Source organism: Pseudomonas sp. S2_A02 (genome assembly GCF_054668495.1).
The window spans coordinates 5,301,891-5,321,789 of record NZ_CP162776.1 but is presented as its reverse complement, the minus strand read 5'-3'; the positions used below and the strand labels follow the sequence as shown (position 1 = coordinate 5,321,789).

Annotated in this window: 10 protein-coding genes; 6 read left to right on the top strand and 4 right to left on the bottom strand. The window is 60.6% G+C overall.

The window, feature by feature from the left end; genetic code table 11:
• Positions 1-476: 476 nt before the first annotated feature.
• Both AB4O41_RS24270 and AB4O41_RS24265 read right to left on the bottom strand, forming a co-directional pair.
• Positions 477-1,853: an aminotransferase-like domain-containing protein gene (locus AB4O41_RS24270; protein ID WP_460144978.1), complete on the bottom strand. Its 1,377-nt coding sequence runs from the start codon at positions 1,851-1,853 to the stop codon at positions 477-479.
• A gap of 259 nt (positions 1,854-2,112) precedes the next feature.
• Positions 2,113-2,874, bottom strand: a complete 762-nt coding sequence (locus AB4O41_RS24265) for an SDR family oxidoreductase (protein WP_460144977.1) — start codon at positions 2,872-2,874, stop codon at positions 2,113-2,115.
• Positions 2,875-3,112: 238 nt separating this feature from the next.
• On the opposite strand from AB4O41_RS24265, the gene AB4O41_RS24260 reads away from it, so the two are divergent.
• On the top strand, positions 3,113-4,117 hold the full coding sequence (locus tag AB4O41_RS24260; protein WP_460144976.1) for an NADP-dependent oxidoreductase: 1,005 nt from the start codon (positions 3,113-3,115) through the stop codon (positions 4,115-4,117).
• A 129-nt stretch (positions 4,118-4,246) separates the two neighbouring features.
• Here AB4O41_RS24260 and pyrF read toward each other — a convergent pair whose 3' ends face one another.
• Positions 4,247-4,945 (bottom strand): orotidine-5'-phosphate decarboxylase, encoded by a 699-nt coding sequence (gene pyrF, locus AB4O41_RS24255; RefSeq protein ID WP_460144975.1) that lies wholly within the window; start codon positions 4,943-4,945, stop codon positions 4,247-4,249.
• Positions 4,946-5,237: 292 nt separating this feature from the next.
• Here pyrF and AB4O41_RS24250 point away from each other — a divergent pair, with 292 nt between their 5' ends.
• From AB4O41_RS24250 to xopAW, 3 genes are all read left to right on the top strand, one after another.
• Positions 5,238-5,996, top strand: coding sequence for a response regulator (locus AB4O41_RS24250; protein ID WP_460144974.1), 759 nt, complete (start codon positions 5,238-5,240; stop codon positions 5,994-5,996).
• A complete protein-coding gene (locus tag AB4O41_RS24245; protein ID WP_460144973.1) occupies positions 5,996-7,045 on the top strand; it encodes a sensor histidine kinase in 1,050 nt (349 codons plus the stop codon). Before AB4O41_RS24250 ends, AB4O41_RS24245 begins: the two co-directional genes overlap by 1 nt.
• A 235-nt stretch (positions 7,046-7,280) precedes the next feature.
• On the top strand, positions 7,281-8,123 hold the full coding sequence (gene xopAW, locus AB4O41_RS24240) for a XopAW family type III secretion system calcium-binding effector (RefSeq protein WP_460144972.1): 843 nt from the start codon (positions 7,281-7,283) through the stop codon (positions 8,121-8,123).
• A 370-nt stretch (positions 8,124-8,493) separates the two neighbouring features.
• Here xopAW and AB4O41_RS24235 read toward each other — a convergent pair whose 3' ends face one another.
• A complete protein-coding gene (locus tag AB4O41_RS24235; RefSeq protein WP_460144971.1) occupies positions 8,494-15,639 on the bottom strand; it encodes a retention module-containing protein in 7,146 nt (2,381 codons plus the stop codon).
• A 590-nt stretch (positions 15,640-16,229) separates the two neighbouring features.
• Here AB4O41_RS24235 and AB4O41_RS24230 point away from each other — a divergent pair.
• Together AB4O41_RS24230 and AB4O41_RS24225 are read left to right on the top strand one after the other, a co-directional pair.
• Positions 16,230-17,588 (top strand): TolC family outer membrane protein, encoded by a 1,359-nt coding sequence (locus tag AB4O41_RS24230; RefSeq protein ID WP_460144970.1) that lies wholly within the window; start codon positions 16,230-16,232, stop codon positions 17,586-17,588.
• Positions 17,589-17,730: 142 nt separating this feature from the next.
• The gene (locus AB4O41_RS24225; RefSeq protein ID WP_460144969.1) at positions 17,731-19,890 is read left to right on the top strand and encodes a type I secretion system permease/ATPase; all 2,160 of its coding nucleotides are present in this window, start codon (positions 17,731-17,733) and stop codon (positions 19,888-19,890) included.
• Positions 19,891-19,899 lie beyond the last annotated feature (9 nt).

Sequence of the window (19,899 nt, the reverse complement as noted above, 5' to 3'; positions counted from 1 at the left end):
GACTGTGCCTTGAGTTCGGTCGCCAGAGCGATCAGAGCGTCCACCCCGGCGCGCAAGGCGTCCGCGGTTTTCGGATTACCGTGCAAGGCGTATTCCTGCTCGAGCAGGCGAACCTTGAGCAAACCATTGTTGAGCGACGACATCTGCTTGAGCCCGTCGAAGCGTTGACTGATGGTTTGCAGGGACCATACGCCGATGGCCGCCACCAGAGCTGTCAACAGCAGCACCAGTACAAACCCGACACCCAGTTTTTTCGCCATACCGAGGTTGGCAAAACGTCCTTGCACGGCCGAAATCATTGCGCTTAGTCCCCTGCCATTGTCTGTTGATGCAGATTCGCAACGGGCTTGTGCCAACACAAGTCTCTGGCGTCGGAATAATGGCAAAAAGCTACGCCCGCGTCGCTTTCAGAACGCTTGAGGTCGATCCCCAGGGTCTGTTGACGTTCGCATCGCAACGCGGTTCGTCACCAAACGTCAACAGACCCTGGCGGTGGCCTGAAAAAATGCCCGGGCGCGCGGATCACAGGCATAGGCAACGTTGATCCGCTGCCAGTCATGAGTTTGGCCGGTCGGACTGAATGCCGTTGGGCAAGACAGCACGATACCGAAGCGTCGTGCCTGAGCTCGCACCTGAGCGAAGTCAGACTTGCGTGATCGCGCCCAGATAAACAGTCCGCCCGCCGGTTTGCCGAAAACCTCCCACTCCGCGTCTTCGAGCACCTGCAAGGCCGCTTCCCTGCCAGTGCTTAAACGCTGACGTTGACGCTGCACCAATTTGCGATAGGCACCACTGGCCAACAGACAAGCCAGCACCGACTCGCTAAACCGTGAAACGCCCATGCTGCTGATCATCTTGATCTCTGCCAGTCGCGAAATTACATCGGCACTGGCCACTACAAAGCCGACCCGCAACGAACTGCTGAGGGTTTTGGAGTAACTGCCAACGTAGATCACGTTGTCATCGATGCCCAGTGCCGCAAGACGCGTGCCTGGACCGCTGTGCAAATCCGCATAGACGTCGTCTTCGATCACCAGCACGCCATGTTTTTTGGCCAGTTGCAGGACCTGCTGAGCCACCCCCGGGGTCAAACTGCTGCCGGTGGGGTTATGATAAAAACTGTTGATGAACAAGCCACGGGGCTTGTACTTCAGCAGCAATACCTCGAGTGCTTCAGGGTCTGGCCCGCGAGGGGTTCGTGGCACCTCGATCATGCTGACCCCGTGCAGCCTGAGCAGATCGAACAGCATCGAATAACCGGGACTCTCCACCACCATACAATCGCCCGGCTTGAACAAAGTGCGCACAATCAGATCGAGCCCATGACTGGCCCCCGCCGTGGTCAGGATTCGGCTTTCATCCACCGCAATACTCAGCTGTTTCAGTCGTTTGAGGATCTGCAGGCGCAAGGCTGGCAGGCCCAGTGACGTGCTGTAGTTGAACAACCCGGCCATGTCGGTGCGGCTGACCTGGCGTATGGCGTAGCTCAGGTCGTCAGTCTCGCGCCAGCTTTCAGGTAATCCGCCGCAACCCAGTTTCAGTTCGCCGATGAGATTGCTCTGCTGCTCGACCCCTTCGAACCAGGGAAGATCCCGTTGCTCTTGAACGGCCAGCACCGTTGCCGCGACAAAGAAACCCACCCCGTTGCGCGTCGCCAATACTCCTTGAGCCACAAGCCGTTCACAGGCCTCGACGACACTGGACTGACTGAGCAGATTGATTCGCGCGATTTGCCGCACAGAAGGCAAACGCGTCCCCGGCGACACCTCGCCACGACGGAGCCAATCCGCCAATGCGTCGACGATTTGCTGCACGACAGGCACCAATGCCTGTCGATCGATTCTCAACTCCATGAGCAAGCAAACTCCTGTCAGTTTTGCGGGAAACAGTTAATCACAGGAGCGCTCGAGGGGATGTGCGACAACGCCGCCAAAACCCTCAGATCTAATCATTTGAAACACATTGACCGGTATCTTCAGGGAACTGGGGCCGATCGATGAAAAACTGTGGGAGCGGGCTTGTGTGGCGAGGGGCTTACGATGCGGCGTTCCGACAAGCCCCTCGCCACACAAGCCCGCTCCCACTCCTTCCACACCATCGCAGCCTAAAACATTAAAACGCCGTAACCCCACCATCCACCGCCAGCGAATGACCGGTGGTGAATGCCGCGCCGTCGCTGCACAGGTACAGCACCGCGCTGGCAATTTCTTCGACCTTGCCGATACGCCCGACCGGGTGCATGGCGTTGGCGAACTCGCCCTTCTTCGGGTCCGCTTCGTAGGCTCGACGGAACATATCGGTGTCGATCACCGCCGGGCACACTGCATTCACGCGAATCTTTCTCTTCGCGTATTCGATGGCCGCCGATTTGGTCAGGCCGATCACCGCGTGTTTCGAAGCGGCGTAGATGCTCATCTTCGGCGCAGCGCCCAAGCCGGCGACCGAAGCGGTGTTGACGATCGCGCCACCGCCTTGGGCCAGCAGCAACGGCAACTGATACTTCATGCACAGCCAGACGCCTTTGACGTTGACGCCCATGATCGCGTCGAACTCATCGATTGTGCCTTCAGCCAGTTTGCCTTTCTCGATTTCGATACCGGCGTTGTTGAAGGCATAGTCGAGACGGCCGTAGGTATTCACGACCTCGTCCATCAGATTTTTTACATCGCTTTCCAGCGTGACATTGCAGCGCACGAAGGTCGCTTCACCACCCGCGGTGCGAATCAGCGCCACCGTACCTTCACCACCGGCCGCGTCCAGATCGGCGACCACCACTTTCAAACCTTCGGCGGCGAATGCCAAAGCGGTCGCGCGGCCAATACCATTGGCCGCGCCTGTCACAACGGCGACCTGGCCGGAAAACGTCATGCTCATTGTTATGTCCTCGGAGGGAAGAATGCGGAGGGAATTGCGTGTTCCCAGTCTAGGCACAGGGGTCTATCGCACGGCAGCACTATCAGAAGGCCGGTTGGGCACCCATGAGTTGCAGTGATAGAACTGGCGCCCTGACTATCACTGCACTGGATCGATGTGCATTCGCAGCGTCAGCCAACCTTGCAGCATCGCCAATGAAGGTCTATCAACAAGACTTCATTCATCTTGAGTGCCTGTCATGACAACCCAGACCAATCGCCAGTTCCTGCTCGCCAAACGCCCCGTCGGGGCGGCCACTCGTGAGACGTTCACGTATCAAGAAGTACCGGTCGGCGAGCCGGCGGCGGGTCAGATCCTGGTCAAGAACGAATACCTGTCCCTGGACCCGGCCATGCGTGGCTGGATGAACGAGGGCAAGTCCTACATCCCTCCGGTCGGTATTGGCGAAGTCATGCGCGCATTGGGCGTAGGCAAAGTCATCGCCTCGAACAATCCGGGTTTCGCCGTGGGGGACTACGTCAACGGCGCCCTCGGCGTGCAGGATTACTTCCTCGGCGAGCCGCGTGGTTTCTACAAGGTCGATCCGAAACTGGCACCGCTGCCGCGCTATTTATCCGCGCTGGGCATGACCGGGATGACTGCCTACTTCGCCCTGCTCGATGTCGGCGCGCCAAAAGCCGGCGAAACGGTAGTGCTGTCGGGCGCGGCCGGTGCGGTGGGCAGCATTGCCGGGCAAATCGCCAAGATCAAAGGTTGCCGGGTGGTCGGCATTGCCGGCGGCGCGGACAAGTGCAAGTTCCTGATCGACGAGCTGGGTTTTGACGGTGCCATCGACTACAAAAACGAAGACGTGCAGGCCGGCCTCAAGCGCGAATGCCCGAAAGGTGTCGATGTGTATTTCGATAACGTCGGCGGCGATATTCTCGACGCTGTGCTGAGCCGCCTGAACATGAAGGCGCGGGTGGTGATTTGCGGCGCCATCAGCCAGTACAACAACAAGGAAGCGGTCAAAGGCCCGGCCAACTACCTGTCGCTGCTGGTCAATCGCGCACGGATGGAAGGCTTTGTGGTGATGGATTACGCCGCGCAGTTCGGCGCTGCCGGGCAGGAAATGGCCGGGTGGATGGCCAAGGGGCAGCTCAAGAGCAAGGAAGACATCGTTGAAGGACTGGAAACATTCCCGGAGACGCTGATGAAATTGTTCAGCGGCGAGAATTTCGGGAAGTTGGTGCTGAAGGTTTAACGTATTACCTGACCACAACAAAACCTTGTGGGAGCGGGCTTGCCCGCGATGAGGGCGTGTCAGTCAACATCAATGTTGTCTGATACACCGCTATCGCGGGCAAGCCCGCTCCCACAGGTTTAGTGGCGTTTAAGCGAGTTCGGCCACTACCGCCGCCAACGCCTTCGCCGGATCCGCCGCCTGGCTGATCGGACGGCCGATCACCAGGTAGTCGGAACCAGCCTCCAGCGCCTGACGCGGGGTCAGGATGCGGCGTTGATCGTCCTGGGCGCTGCCCGCCGGGCGAATCCCCGGGGTCACCAGTTGCAGCGACGGGTGAGCGGCTTTCAAGGCCCGGGCTTCCAGGGCCGAGCAGACCAGACCGTCCATCCCGGCTTTTTCCGCCAGCGCGGCCAGGCGCAGCACCTGCTCTTGTGGCTCGATGTCCAGACCGATACCCGCCAGGTCCTCACGCTCCATGCTGGTCAGCACGGTCACGCCGATCAACAGCGGTTTCGGGCCGCTGCGCTGATCGAGCACTTCACGGCAGGCGGCCATCATGCGCAAACCGCCGGAGCAGTGCACGTTGACCATCCACACACCCATTTCCGCAGCGGCCTTGACGGCCATGGCGGTGGTGTTCGGGATGTCGTGGAACTTGAGGTCCAGGAACACTTCGAAACCCTTGTCGCGCAAGGTGCCGACGATTTCCGAAGCGCAACTGGTGAACAGTTCTTTACCGACTTTGACCCGGCACAGCTTCGGGTCCAGTTGATCGGCCAGCTTCAGTGCGGCGTCACGGGAGGGGAAATCCAGGGCGACGATGATAGGCGTCTGGCAAGCGGACATGAGTGGGCTCTCAGGCAAGTCGAAATCGGCGCGCATTGTAGCGGAACCAACGCCGCTGCGGGACCCGATGATCGGTAATTCGTCGTCGCGGCTCAGACAAGACTAGCTGCTGCGGCAATTGTGTCGAGTTCGGTACACACACGACACGCCTACAACACCCTTCAACGTTACCCTCGGCAGCCGCAACAGGTCCTACAGCACTTCCCGCCTCACGGCCGGACGCCTATGCTGAAGCCACAACCTCGCAGCCTATCTTTGTGGTTGGCAGCCTATCTGGCAGATGAACGCACGCATGCACAACTCCCCAGCACCTCAGAACGACGATCAAAAAGCGCCGGCCGACGATAAACGCTGGAGCATTCGCGCCCTGATTGTCGACGATGACGTTCCGATCCGCGAACTGATGATCGACTACCTGGCCCGGTTCAGTATTCACGCCAGCGGCGTCACCGATGGCACCGCCATGCGTCAGGCGCTGCAGGCTGAGCATTTCGACGTGGTGGTGCTCGACCTGATGCTGCCGGGCGAAGATGGTTTGTCGCTGTGCCGCTGGTTACGCGCCGAATCGGACATCCCGATCCTGATGCTCACCGCCCGCTGCGAACCCACCGACCGGATCATCGGTCTGGAACTGGGCGCCGACGACTACATGGCCAAGCCATTCGAGCCGCGGGAACTGGTCGCACGGATCCAGACCATTTTGCGTCGAGTGCGCGACGACCGCACCGAACAGCGTGCGAATATTCGCTTCGACACCTGGCGCCTCAACAGCGTGCTGCGCCAATTGATCGCCGCCGATGGCCTGGTGGTGCCGTTGTCCAACGCCGAATTCCGTTTGCTCTGGGTGTTCATCGAGCGTCCGCGCCGGGTACTCAGCCGCGAACAACTGCTGGACGCCGCCCGTGGTCGCTCGATCGAAGCCTTTGATCGCAGCATCGACTTGCTGGTGTCGCGCCTGCGCCAGAAACTCGGTGACGACCCGAAAGCCCCACAGCTGATCAAGACTGTTCGCGGCGAGGGTTATCTGTTCGACGCACGAGACATCGGCTGATGCGTGCGCGCTTCGATACGCTGTTCGGCCGCTTGTTTGGCGTGCTGCTGCTGGCGATCGTACTGGCGCACTTGTTGGCGTTCTTCTGGTTCAAACATTACGGTCCACCTCCCCCACCTCCACCGTCGGAGTTTTCCGAGCGCTTCGACGGACAACGCCCACCGATGGACCCGCGCTTTGACAACCGGCCGCCACGGCCGTGGTTCGGCGGGCCGCTGGTGCCGCTGACCTTTCAGTTTATCTCGCTGATCATCGCCGCCTGGTACGGCGCCAAGCTGCTGACCCGCCCGATTCAACGCCTGAGCGACGCTGCCGAGCGCCTGAGTGAAAATCTCGACAGTCCTGCGCTGGATGAGTCCGGCCCACGGGAAGCGCGGCAAGCGGCCCACACCTTCAATCTGATGCAGCAACGCATTCTTGAACAGATACAGCAGCGCTCGCGGATGCTTGGCGCGGTGTCCCATGACCTGCGCACGCCGCTGTCGCGACTCAAGCTGCGACTGGAGCAGATCGACGACGACAAGCTGCAAGGCCAGATGCGTCAGGACCTGGACGACATGATCAGCATGCTCGATGCCACCCTCACCTACCTGCACGAACAACGCACCAGCGAGGCGCCACAATGGATGGACGTGCAGGCATTGGTGGAATCCCTGAGCGAAAACGCCCAGGACCAGGGCGCCGACGTCCAGGCCAGCGGCCACTGCGCCCCGTTGCAGGTTCAGCCGATGGCCTTGCGCTCGTGCATCAACAACCTGTTGGACAACGCCCTGCGTTATGCCGGGAACGCGCTGATGACGCTCGAAGACAGCCGCGAGGAGCTGGTGATCCGGGTCATCGACCATGGCCCGGGTATCGCGGCGGATAAACGTGAAGCGGTGTTCGAACCGTTCTTTCGTCTGGAAGGTTCACGTAATCGCAACTCCGGCGGCGTCGGCCTGGGCATGACCATCGCCCGGGAAGCAGCGGAGCGTTTGGGTGGGCAATTGAGCCTGGAAGAAACTTCCGGTGGTGGTCTAACCGCAGTCATCCGCCTACCCCGCCTCTAAGCCACACCCCCATCCAATGTGGGAGCGGGCTTGCTCGCGAAGATGGCAGTCCAGTCAACATTGATGTCGCCTGACACACCGCTTTCGCGAGCAAGCCCGCTCCCACAGGATCTGAGCCTGGCCAATACTTGTGTGTACCCATCGGTACAAACCCCACATACCCACGACAACTCACCCCTTGAGGCTGCATAAGCCGGTGCACCCCACCGGTTTCCCATTCCAAGGAGTGAGCACAATGATCGGCAGTGTCAGCAGCTACACGAGCTATACCAGCACCAGCAGCACCTCCACCAACAGCGCCCGCAGCCAGCAATTCCAGAAAGAACTGCTCGCCAAACTCGACAGCAACAGCGACGGCGCGGTGGATCAGGACGAGCTCACGAACGCCCTGTCGCAGAAAACCGATGACGGTCTGCTGGTCAGCCTGAGCAAGAACTTCAGCGACCTGGACAGCGACGAAAGCGGCAGCCTGAGCAGCGAGGAAATGGCCGCGATGGCTCCTCCTCCGCCGCCGCGTGATCAGGCGCCGAGCACCGAACTGGCCGATGCGCTGATCAGCGCTCTGGACACTGACGGCGACGGCGCCATCAGTAGCGATGAGCTGAGCAACGGCCTGACCAGCGCCGGCAGTACGGCCGACAGCACGGAAATCTTCTCGGCCCTGGACAAGAACGAAGACGGCACCGTCAGCCAGGACGAACTCGTCGCCAGCCTGACCCCACCGCCGCCACTTCAGCAGATGTCTGGTGAAGAGCTGTTCAGCCAGCTCGATACCGACAGCGATGGCAGTGTCACAGCCACCGAACTGAGCAGCGCCCTGGCCAGCGACAGCACCTCGTCGACCAGCACCGACACCAGCGCCGCGTTGCTCAAGATTCTGGATAGCGACAGCAGCGATGGCATCAGTAGCGATGAACTGAAAACCGCCCTGCAAGCCAGTCGCGAGCAAAACACTGACAGCTCCACCACTCAGTTCAACGTGACCGAAGCGCTGAACAAAATGATCGCCAACCTGAGCAAACAGTACTCGCTCGACAACGTGGCGACCGTGGGCAAATACCTGAACGAGGCGACCTGAGCCAAAAGCTTCGCGGGCAAGTCGGATCGCCGCACCGCTCGCTCCTACAAGTCATATACCTGACCCACACCCGTATGAGAATCGGATGGCGGATAATTTCGATCGGCAAGGCTAGAGCAGAATCTGTGGGGGGTTACCTGTGGCGAGGGAGCTTGCTCCCGTTCGGCTGCGCAGCAGTCGCAATCCAAATACATACGGTGAAACTGACAGACTGCGTTGAATGGTTTTGGGGCCGCTTCGCAGCCCAAACGGGAGCAAGCTCCCTCGCCACAGTAATCGCGGCTCATCAGAGGAAACCGCGACAACTAGGTTACAGACAACAGAAACCCGCCATTCCTTGCACAGAAATGGCGGGTTTTTTCGTTTCAGATCACACGGTATCCACCTTCAACGAATGATCATTAAGCATGCCGTTGATGATCGTCGCCGTATCGTGACCGCCGGCAATCACACCATCCGCTCCCGGTGTCACACCGTAGTGGCTGGCCAGGTTCACGCCCGCCAAGTCGATGGTCTGGTTCGGCGTGGCGCCGGCCATGGCGCTGACGTCGATGCTGGTGATCACCGACGCGCCACTGCCGCTGACGGTGAAATGCAGGTAGTCATCCAGTGATGCCGCGGTGTCGTTTTCTCCTTGCAGCAGTTGCGACAGGTCGAGTTTGTCGGTGCCTGGGGTGAAGTCGGTGATGACGTCGTGGCCGCTGTTGCCTTTAAGCCACTGGAAGGTGTCGGCGCCGCTGCCGCCGGTGAGGGTGTTGTTGCCGAGGCCGCCGATCAGGAAGTCGTCGCCACCCGCGCCGTTGAGCACATCGTTACCCAAGCCGCCGTTGATGATGTTGCTGTTGTTGTCCCCCATGAGGCTGTCATTAAAGTTTGAGCCGGTGAGGTTTTCGATGCCGGTCAAGGTGTCGGTGCCCGCGCCAAGGGTGTTTTGCGCGGTGAGCAAGCTCAGGTCGACGGTGACGCCGGCGGTGGCGTGGGCATAGCTCGCGGTGTCGTTGCCAGTGCCGCCGTCGAGCAGGTCATTGCCTGCTCCACTGAACAGCAAATCATTGCCGGCGCCACCGTGCATCTCGTTGTTGCCGGAACCTGCGGTGAGCACATCATTGCCATCGCCGGCATTGATGACGTTGTTGCCAGCGCCTGCCACCAGTACGTCGTCCCCAGAAGTGCCGGTCAGCGTATGGCCGTCCTGATAGCTGATGGTCACATTGGCCGAGTCGCTGCCGCCGTGGTTGTCGTTGGCGGTGTAGGTACCGTGGAAGTCTGGCGTGGTGTCGTGTGCTCCGGCGTAGTTGACGGTCATGGTCAGCTGGTAATTTTCCGCCCCCTTCCCGCTGTTGCCCGGACCGCCGTCGTCGATGTTGGTGATGTGAATCTGGTACGTGCCGTCCGCCGTGGCGGTGATGGTCTGGCCGTCGGCGATGGCAATGAAAGCACCGCCGTTGACCGAGTACTCCATGGTGACGTGGCCGGCCGCCAGGTTGTGGTCCAGGTTGAGGGTTTCACCCTGTTTGAGGGTGACGGTGATGTTGTCTTCATCGTTGGTATTGTTGGCGCTGACCGCCCCCAGTGCCCCGCTGACCACCAACATCGCCGTCATGGCCGCTGTGTTGGCAACAAATGCGCTGCGGGCGATGGTGACTGCCTGGGTGTTATTGGCGGTGAAGCTGAAGCTTGAGTTGGTTCCGATGAAGTCTGCGCCCTTGGCCCCCCATCCAGTGTTGAAGGTGGTCGGCGATGCAGTGAGCGTGTCGCCATTGACGTCGGTGTCGTTGGCCAGCAGCAGTTCGCCCGGCACTACAATGCTGCCCGACAGCACGTTGGTGATGACGTGGTCATCGACCGCCACCGGTGGCGTGTTCGGAATCACGTTGATCACCAGCGTGGAGCTGGCCAGATCGCCGTCGTTGTCGCTGACGATGACGATGAAGCCGATGTTCTCAGTGATCACCGCCGCCGTGGTTTTCTGCGAGAGGTAGGTGTACTCGCCGGTGTCGAGATTCACCAGCAGCGTGCCGCTGTCATTGGTGGCGATGCTCAGAGTGTTATTGGCGGTGTTGAACGTGCCGTGGTTCGCACCGCCGCTGAAGCTCAGCGATCCCTGATTGCTGTTGGCTTTCGGATCATAGGTATAGGTGGTGCCATCGACGGTGATGGTTTTGATGAAGCCGCCATCGGCGCCGAACGTACCGCCCGCACCCTCGCCCAGCAGCGAGCCGGTGACCGGCGCGCCTTGCACGGTGCCCGAGAGTACCGAGTTGAGTTGATTGAGGTCGGTCACCGCCACGGCATTGGTGTCGGTGTGCGTACTGCCGTCATAGGCCACTGGATCGAGGCTGTCGTTACTGACACCGCTACCCAGGCCGATGGCGTAGTTCTTGATGCCATTGGCGTCGAGGAAGGCTTTGAGGGCGGTCTCGTCCGCGGTGCCGATGTCGCCTTCGTTGGGTTTGCCATCGGAGAAGAAGTAGCCGACGTTCTGCGCCCCGATGAGTTTGCCCGTGGTGTCGAACGCGCTTTGCATGGTCGCCACGGCCACGTCGTAGTTGGTCCCGCCGCCTGCCGTCAGCGTCGCGATGATCGACTTGGCCGTCGCCACATCAACCCAGATCGACGTCTGGTCCGTAGCGCTGCTGCTGAAGGTGACGATCTGCACCTTCACGTCGCCCAGATTGTCGTACTTATCGAGCAGTGCGCTGATCGCCTGCTTGGCCAGGTCCAGCCGCGACAGGCCCGATACGCCGGAAGGGTCGTCCATGCTCCCGGACACGTCGATCACCAGCAGCAGGTTGGAGTCGATCTGCACCGCGGGCACCGAACGGTCCGAGGCGACGGCGTTAGACGGCACGTCATCGACGATACTGACCACAAGGGTGCCGGTGGTGCTGTTGCCCACGGCATCGGTGGCGGTGTAGGTGAAGCTTTCATTCAGGATGTTCGCGCCGTCATTGGCGTTGGGCGAAGTTTTCGGCGCCGAGGTCAGGGTGTAGGTGTAGCTGCCGTCCGGGTTAAGCAGGATCTGCCCGTAGGTGCCGGTGGCGCTGCCAACCAGGGTGTAAGTGATCGCGCCACTGGCGCCGGTGACCGCACCGACCAGCGTACCGGAGCCGGTTTCACCGGTGTTGCCCGGCTCGCTGCCAGTGACTGTGCCCGCTGCCAGGTCCTGGCCGTTCTGGGTCAAATCCAGGGCTTTTTCGTAGACGGTCACGTCGGTATCGGTGACCGTTACGAGGCAGCTGTTGTGGACGTCGATGGTGAGAGTGGTGGTGCTTTCATCGCCGTCGGCATCGCGCACGGTATAGGTGAACATATCCGTGGCGCCCGGTTCGCCGACCGAGTTCGGGTTGCTGTGGTACACGGCGTTGCCGTTGGCATCCAGCGTCAGATAGCCGTAGGTGCCGTTGATTTGCGTGTTCAAACCGCCGAGGGCCGAGGTCGAGGTGTCGCTGCCGGCGCGCACGCCGACCACTGCGCCACCCACGGCTGGGCCATCGGCGCCGAGCACATCGTTGTCCAATACATTACCGCTGACTGTCCCGCCTTCTACCACCGAGACTGAATCGCAGTGAGCGGTCGGCACGTCATCGACGATGTTGATCACGATGGTGCTGGTGACGCTATTGCCCACGGCATCGGTGGCTGTGTAGGTGAAACTTTCGCTCAGCGTGTTCGGCCCGTCGTTGGCATGGGGCGTGGTCGCGGGTGCGGACGTCAGGGTGTAGGTGTAGCTACCATCCGGGTTTAGCAGGATTTGCCCATAAGTCCCGGAAGCACTGCCGACCAAAGTGAAAGTGATTGCGCCAGTAGCGCCCGTGATGGAGCCGACCAACGTCCCAGAGGCGGTTTCGCCAGTGTTGCCAGGCTCACTGCCGGTAACCGTGCCCGCCGCCAGGTCCAGGCCGTCCTTGGTCAAATCCAGGGCTTTTTCCAGAACCGTCACGTCGGTATCGGGGGGCACTACGAGGGAGCAGTTGGACACGTCGACGGTAATGGTCGTGGTGCTTTCATCGCCGTCGGCATCGCGCACGGTGTAGGTGAATACATCCATGGCGCCCGGGGCGCTGACCGAGTTCGGATTGCTGTGGTACACGGCATTGCCATTGGCATCCAGGGTCAGGTAGCCGTAGGTGCCGTTGATTTGCGTGTTCAAGCCACCGATGGCTGAAGTCGAGGTGTCGCTGCCGGCGCGTACGCCGACCACCGCACCACCCGACGCAGGGCCGTCAGCGCCGAGCACATCATTGCCCAACACATTACCGCTGACCGTCCCGCCCTCCGCCACCGAGACTGCATCGGCGTGAGCGGTGGGTACGTCATCGACGATGTTGATCACGATGGTGCTGGTGACGCTGTTGCCCAAGGGATCGGTCGCTTGGTAGGTGAAACTTTCGCTCAGGGTATTCGGCCCGTCGTTGGCATGGGGAGTGGTCGCTGGCGCGGAGGTCAGGGTGTAGGTGTAGCTGCCATCGGGATTGAGCACGATTTGCCCATAAGTCCCGGTGGCGCTGCCGACCAAGGTGTAAGTGATCGCGCCAGTGGTGCCAGTGACCGAACCGACCAACGTGCCGGAGCCGGTTTCACCTGTGTTGCCAGGCTCACTGCCGGTGACCGTGCCTGCCGCCAGATCCTGGCCATCCTTGGTCAAATCGAGAGCTTTCTCCTGAACCGTCACGTCACTATCGCTGGCCGCTATGAGGGTGCAGTCCGCCACATTGATGGTGATGGTCGTGGTGCTTTCATCACCGTCGGCATCGCGCACGGTGTAGGTAAACACATCCGTGGCCCCCGGCGCGCTGACCGAGTTCGGGTTGCTGTGGTACACGGCGTTGCCGTTGGCATCCAGAGTCAGGTAGCCATAGGCACCGGTGATTTGCGTATTCAGTCCACCGATGGCTGAAGTCGAAGTGTCGCTGCCGGCACGCACGCCAACCACCGCACCACTGAGTGCCGGGCCATCGGCGCCACCGATATCGTTGTCCAGCACATTGCCCGAGGCCGTTGTGCCCTCGGCCACCGTGGCGTGATCAGGGTTGGCGGTGGGCAAGTCATCGACGATGTTGACGTTGATCTGCCCCAATGCCGTGCTGTCATCGACGTCGGTGGCGACGACGTTGAGGTTCTCGGTGATGCTGTTGGTGCCATCGGCGTTCGGGTGGGTTTCGTTATCCGTCAGGGTGTAGCTGTAGCTGACCACACCGGTGGTGCTGTTGAAACCGGTGATGGTCAGCGTACTGCCGAGCGGCGTGACGATCGATTGCGGAAAACCTGCGGCCACACCGCCAGTGACCACCGCGATACCGCCCACAGTCAAGGTTTGCAAACCGTCGAGGGCGGTGACGGTGAAGGTGCCGCTTTGGGTCAAGGCTGGTGTGTTGGGGCTGGTGCCGTCACTGAGGTTTTTCTCATAGACGGTGAGTTCGCCGCCGTTGACGTTCAGGCCATCGAGGGTCACCGGGTCATCGTTGTTATGGATGTTCAGCACCAGCGTCGCAGTGCTGGTATCGCCATCGGAATCGGTGAGGGTGTAGACGAAATTTTCGGTGCCGTTACCACCGCCGTTCAGGGCTTTGAAGTCGGCATCGCTGGTGTTCAGGGTGTAGGTGTATGTGCCGTTGGCGTTGAGCACCAGCGTGCCGTAAGTCCCGTTGAACGTACCGCCAATGATCGGCCCGCTGTCGGGGCCAGTAGGAATGCGGTCGGCGCCCTGGATGTCGTTGGGCAGCACGCTGCCGGTTAACGTCAGCAGAGTTTCCGAGGCGGTATTGGCATTACTGTCGTCTACGGCTTGTGGCACGTCATCGACGATGTTCACATCGAGAATGCCATGGGCGGCGGTGCCATTGTCGTCCACCATGGTTACCGCAAATTGCCCAACGAGCCTGTCAGCGCCGCTGGTATCCGGGTGCGCGTCGTTAGTGTTGAGGGTGTAGCTATAAGCGATCACGCCGGTCGCACGGTCAAACCCGGAGATGGTCAGCGTATTGCCGAGCGGCGTGACGAAAGATTGCGGGAAACCTGCGGTCAGACCGCCAAGCACTACGTTGATTGCACCTACGCTGAGGTTTTGCACGCCGTCTGGCGCAGTGATGGTGAACGTGCCGCTGCGGGTCAGCGCCGATGCATCGGGGTCACTGCCGTCGGCGAGGTTTTTCTCGTAAACAGTCAACTCGCCGCCTTCGATATTCAGCCCACCGAAAATCACCGGGTCATCGTTGTTGTGAATCTCCAACACCAGATTCGCGGTGCTGGTATCGCCATCGGCATCCGTGAGGGTGTAGGTGAAGGTTTCCGTAGCGCTGCCGCCGCCGTGCAAGGCTTTGAAGTCGGCGTCGCTGGTATTCAGGGTGTAGGTGTAGGTGCCGTTGGGATTGAGTACCAGCGTGCCGTACGTCCCGTTGAACGTGCCGCCGATGATCGGCCCGCTATTGACACTAGTGGCAATGCGGTCAGCCCCCTGGATGTCATTGGGCAGCACGCTGCCGGTCAAGGTCAGCAGGGTTTCCGAGGCGGTATTGGCGTTGGCGTCGTCGATGGCTTTGGGCACATCGTCGGTGATGTTGACGTCCAGCGAACCAGTGGCGGTATCGCCGTTGCTGTCACTCGCGACCACGGTGAACTGTTCACTGAGGTTGTTGGCGCCGTCGCCAGCCGAGTGGGTTTCGTTGTCAACCAGGGTGTAGCTGTAACTCACCACGCCGGTGGCCGGGTTGTAACCGGTGATCGTCAGGGTGTTGCCCAGTTGCGTGGTGATCGATTGCGGAAAACCGGCGGGCACACCGCCACTGATCACATTGATTCCGCCGATGTTCAGGCTGCTCAGCCCGTCAGCCGCAATGATTGTGAAGGTGCCGTTTTGAATCAACGCTCCGGGGTTGCTGGCCGAACCGTCCGCCAGGTTGGCTTCATTGAGGGTCAGTTCGCCCCCCGCCGCTGACAGGCCAATGAGAGTGACAGGGTTATTCAGTGCGCCGGTCCCACCTGCACCACCTGCACCGTTGTCGCCGTTGTCCGGGTCCCGGCGCTCCAGGGAGAATTCGGGAATACCGTTGAAGCCTGCGGTGGGGAAACCAATGATGGGATCGACCCGGCCCGCCACTTCCTCCAGCAACACAAAACTGTGACCACCACCCAATCCACCCGGCGTGCCCGAGGCGCCCGGTCCGGCGGCAGTGGCTTCACCTGTTTGAGTCGGGTCGGCGCCGGCGGCAATGGCTTTTTGCAGTTGCTCGACATCGGTCAGTTGCGCCTGGCTCGGCGTCACCGCATCGGCGGTCTCCACGTGCGGGACCTGATGCGCCAGTAATTGGGACGTCATCTGCAGGCTGCTGTCACGACCCAGGGTCAGCTCCTGGCCATTTTGCAGTTGCACCGCCACCGCGCCTTCGGCCCCGGTGACCAGTTGCTCGCCGGCAAACAGCCGATCACCCTCGACCAAGGTACGTCGGGTGCCATCACCCGCCACTGCGTACACCTGACCAATGACCTTACTGACGATACCGATGAGCGTTGCCATGTGCATTTCCTCCGCTGCCAACTGCTGTCGGCATCCTGTTTGCGCGAAGACGTGCTCATGGTTCAGGCAGGTGGTCTGGCGGACTGTTTGCCGAGAAGGTGTTTACCTAAGGTAAACCACTGCCTCCCGACACGCTCGCCAGGCATATCGCTCGCAAGGGTAATTTCTGGATCGGGATAAAACCCTCTGCAATCAATGGCATCGGGGGTCCACTTCCAAAATAACCGGCCTGCTAACAATGCGTAACGGTTTTGAATCACTCAAGCGACAAAAAATTGTCGCCTATAAACCGTCTCGCTTCCCTCCCCTGCAGCACTTCTTCGCCCTGTGTCGAAAAGTGAATGGAACTTTTCTAAAGCCTGTTGATGCCCTGAGAGCTCATAAAAACAAGGCTTTCGCATTGAACAATGTGCTGGATTTTTCAGAGCGCATAAGTTTTTTTCGGCATAAACCTTATGAGAAATCCTTCTTAGCTTCTCTTCAGGATGTTCTTAGCTCTGTTGTAACAAGCGTGAGACGGTTTCACTTAAAAATAACGTCAAATATTTGGCGACTCGCTAAGTACCATCAGGAATCAGGGAGAGGCATCCATGCGCGTTTTAACCCCCCTCTGCAGCGCGATTTTGCTGGCCATGGCCTGCACTTCTCAGGCACAGGCGATGTCATTGACCGAGGCGATCCAGAGCACCATTGCGACCCACCCGGAACTGGCGTCGCGGGTCGACGCCCGGCTCTCGGCCGACGAGCAGATTAAAGTCGCCAAAGGGGGCTTCTATCCATCGGTGGATTTGAACGCCGGCTACGGGCGCGGGTACAGCGATAACACCACCACTCGGGCGCAGGGCAATCACCACACCGAAATCCTCAACTACACCCAATCGGAACTGCGCCTGCGGCAGATGCTGTTCGACGGTTTCAACACCTCCAACGAGGTCGCGCGCACCAAAGGCGTGGCCAACTCGCGAGCCTATTACGCTCAGGGCACCGCCCAGGATCTGGCTCTGCGCACCATCGAGGTTTACCTCGAAGTGCTCAAGCGCCGCGAACTGGTGACCCTGGCCAAGAACAACCTGCAAGCGCACATGCGGGTCAACGATCAGATTGGTCTGCGCACCCAGCGCGGGGTCGGCAGCAACGCCGACTCCGACCAGTCCAACGCTCGCCGGGCGCTGGCGCAAAACAACCTCGACACCGCCGAAGTCGATCTGGCCGATGCCGAGACGAATTTCTACAGCGTCGTAGGGCGCATGCCCGATGAACTCGAAGCGCCGCCATCGACCCGCGGCGAATTGCCCGTCACCCTGCCGGAAGCCCAGCAGAGCATGGTGGAAAACAACCCGTATCTGAAATCCGCCCAGGCCGATGTGCAATCGGCCGAAAGCCAATACGAAGTCGCCAAGTCGCCGTTCTATCCGCGCTTTGACGCTGAAGCGGCGGTGGGCGCGAACAATAATATTCAGGGCGACGAAGGCCACGACAACGAATGGCGGGTGGGTGTGGTGATGAACTACAACCTGTTCCGCGGCGGCAGCGACAAGGCCCGACTGGCCTCCGATGCGCACCAGATCAACCAGGCGCTGGACATCCGCAACAACGCCCTGCGCCAGCTCAACGAGAACATCCACCTGGCCTGGAACGCCATGCTCAACGCCAAGAAACAAACCCCGACCGCCCGTGAATACGCCGAAACCACCACCCGTGTGCGGGCCGCGTATCAGGATCAATTCGGCCTTGGACAACGAACCTTGCTCGACTTGCTCGACAGTGAAAACGAGCTCTACAACGCCAACCGTCGCTACACCGAAGTGCGCTACACCGAGGAGTTCTCGATGTACCGCGTGCTGGCGAACATGGGCCAGTTGCTGAGTAAACAAAGGGTGGTGCTGCCCGCCGATGCGATCGCTTCCACCGAAGTGAAGAACGAAGCTCGCTTGCCTGAACTGAAATGAAATAACCCGACGTGATCAATTGTGGCGAGGGAGCTTGCTCCCTCTGGGTTGCGCAGCAACCCCGAACACCGATTGAAGATGAGGACAGTGTGAGTGCTGCGCACTCAAGCGGGAGCAAGCTCCCTCGCCACAGGCAATCAATATGACCAGCATGGAACCCGGCAACACTGGCGTCGATCCGCGTCTAAACTTCGATGACCCGCTTCTGGACGGTCTGTTGATCCTCTGCAAACTTCATGGCGCGACGGTCAGTCGAGCCAGCCTGAGTGCCGGGCTGCCAATGGCACACCAACGTTTGAGCCTGGACCTGCTACCGCGCGCAGCGGCCCGGGCCAGTTTGCAGGCGCGTGTGTTGCGCCGTGAGCTGGGGGAAATTTCCGCGCTCAACCTGCCTGTGATGCTGATCCTCAACCACGGCCGCTGCGCGATCTTGCGTCGCTTTGGCGATGATGGTCAGGCGCTGATTCTGCCGAGCGAAGCCGACGGTGGAGAACAATGGGTCAGCACGGACGAGCTGGCCGCCAACTACAGCGGCCAGGCCTTGTTCGCCCGGCCGCGGCATGAACTCGAAGACTTGCGCGCGCCACTGGTGCCACGAGTCGAGGCGTGGTTTCGCGACACGTTGAAGTTGTCGAAGTGGTTGTACAGCGATGCGATTCTGGCGAGTTTTCTGATCAACCTGCTGGGCCTGATGGTGCCGCTGTTCGTGATGCAGACCTACGACCGAGTGGTGCCGAACCAAGCCACTTCAACGTTGTGGGTGCTGTCGATCGGCTTGCTGATCGGCACCGGGTTCGAACTGGTGCTGCGGGTGGTTCGCGCGCACTTGCTGGACACCGCCGGGAAGAAAACCGACGTGATTCTTTCGGCGACTTTGTTTGAACGCATCACCGGCATGGCGATGAAAGCGCGGCCAGCAACCATCGGTGGTTTCGCCCAGAGCATTCATGATTTTCAGGGCCTGCGAGAATTCCTCACCGCCGTCACGCTGACCAGCCTGATCGACCTGCCCTTCGCCGTGCTGATGCTGGTGGTAATCGGTCTGCTTGGTGGCTGGCTGGTGGTGATTCCGCTGTTGGCCTTCCCCATCACGATCATCTTTGCCATGGTGATTCAGGCACGTCTGCGCGACACCGTGCAGAAGAGTCTGAGCCTCGGCGCCGAGCGCCAGGCCCTGCTGATCGAAACCCTCGGCGGCCTGGAAACCCTCAAGGCGTGCAGCGCCGAAAGCGAACGCCAGCACAAATGGGAAAGCACCCACGGCGCCCTCACCCGCCTCGACAGCCACGCGCGCAACCTCTCGGCGCTGGCCACCAACGGCACGCTGTTCATTCAGCAATTCTCCGGCATGGCGACCATCGTCGCTGGGGTCTACAGCATCATCGCCGGCAACCTCAGCGTCGGCGCGCTGGTGGCGACCTACATGCTCGGCAGCCGCGTGCTCGCGCCGCTGGGGCAGATCGCCGGGCTGATTACCCGTTATCAACAAGCGCAACTGACCATGAAAAGCACCGATGCGCTGATGTCGTTGCCGCAAGAACGTGACGCCAAACAGCGGCCGCTGGAGCGTACGCAACTGCAAGGCGCGCTCGACGTCAGCGGCGTGACATTCCACTACAACGGCCAGAATGCTCCGGCCCTGGCCAACGTCAGCTTCAGCATGAAACCGGGCGAACGGATCGGCATCATCGGCCGTAGCGGTTCGGGCAAAAGCACATTGGCGCGACTGGTGATGGGGTTCTATGCACCGGAAGAAGGCCAGTTGCTGCTCGATGGCCTGGACCTGCGGCAACTGGACGTCGCCGACCTGCGTCAACAGATCGGCTACGTCGCCCACGACCTGCCATTGCTCGCCGGCAGCCTGCGCGACAACCTGACCCTCGGTGCGCACTACATCAGCGATGCCCGGATGCTCGAAGTCGCCGAACTGACCGGTGTCACCGAACTGGCTCGTCAACATCCACAGGGTTTCGACCGGCCGGTGGGCGAACGCGGTCAGTTGCTGTCGGGCGGTCAACGCCAAGCGGTGTTGCTGGCGCGGGCCTTGTTGCTCGACCCGCCGATCATGCTGCTCGACGAACCCACCAGCGCCATGGACAACAGCAGCGAAGACGTCCTGCGGCAAAAACTCCACGGCTGGATTCAGGGCAAAACCCTGCTGTTGGTCACTCACCGCACCTCGATGCTCAGCCTGGTGGACCGGTTGGTGGTGCTGGACAACGGACGGATCGTCGCCGACGGCCCGAAAGAAGCGGTCATCGATGCATTGCGCAAGGGCCGTGTCGGCTCTGCGACGGTTTAGGAGTTGCCC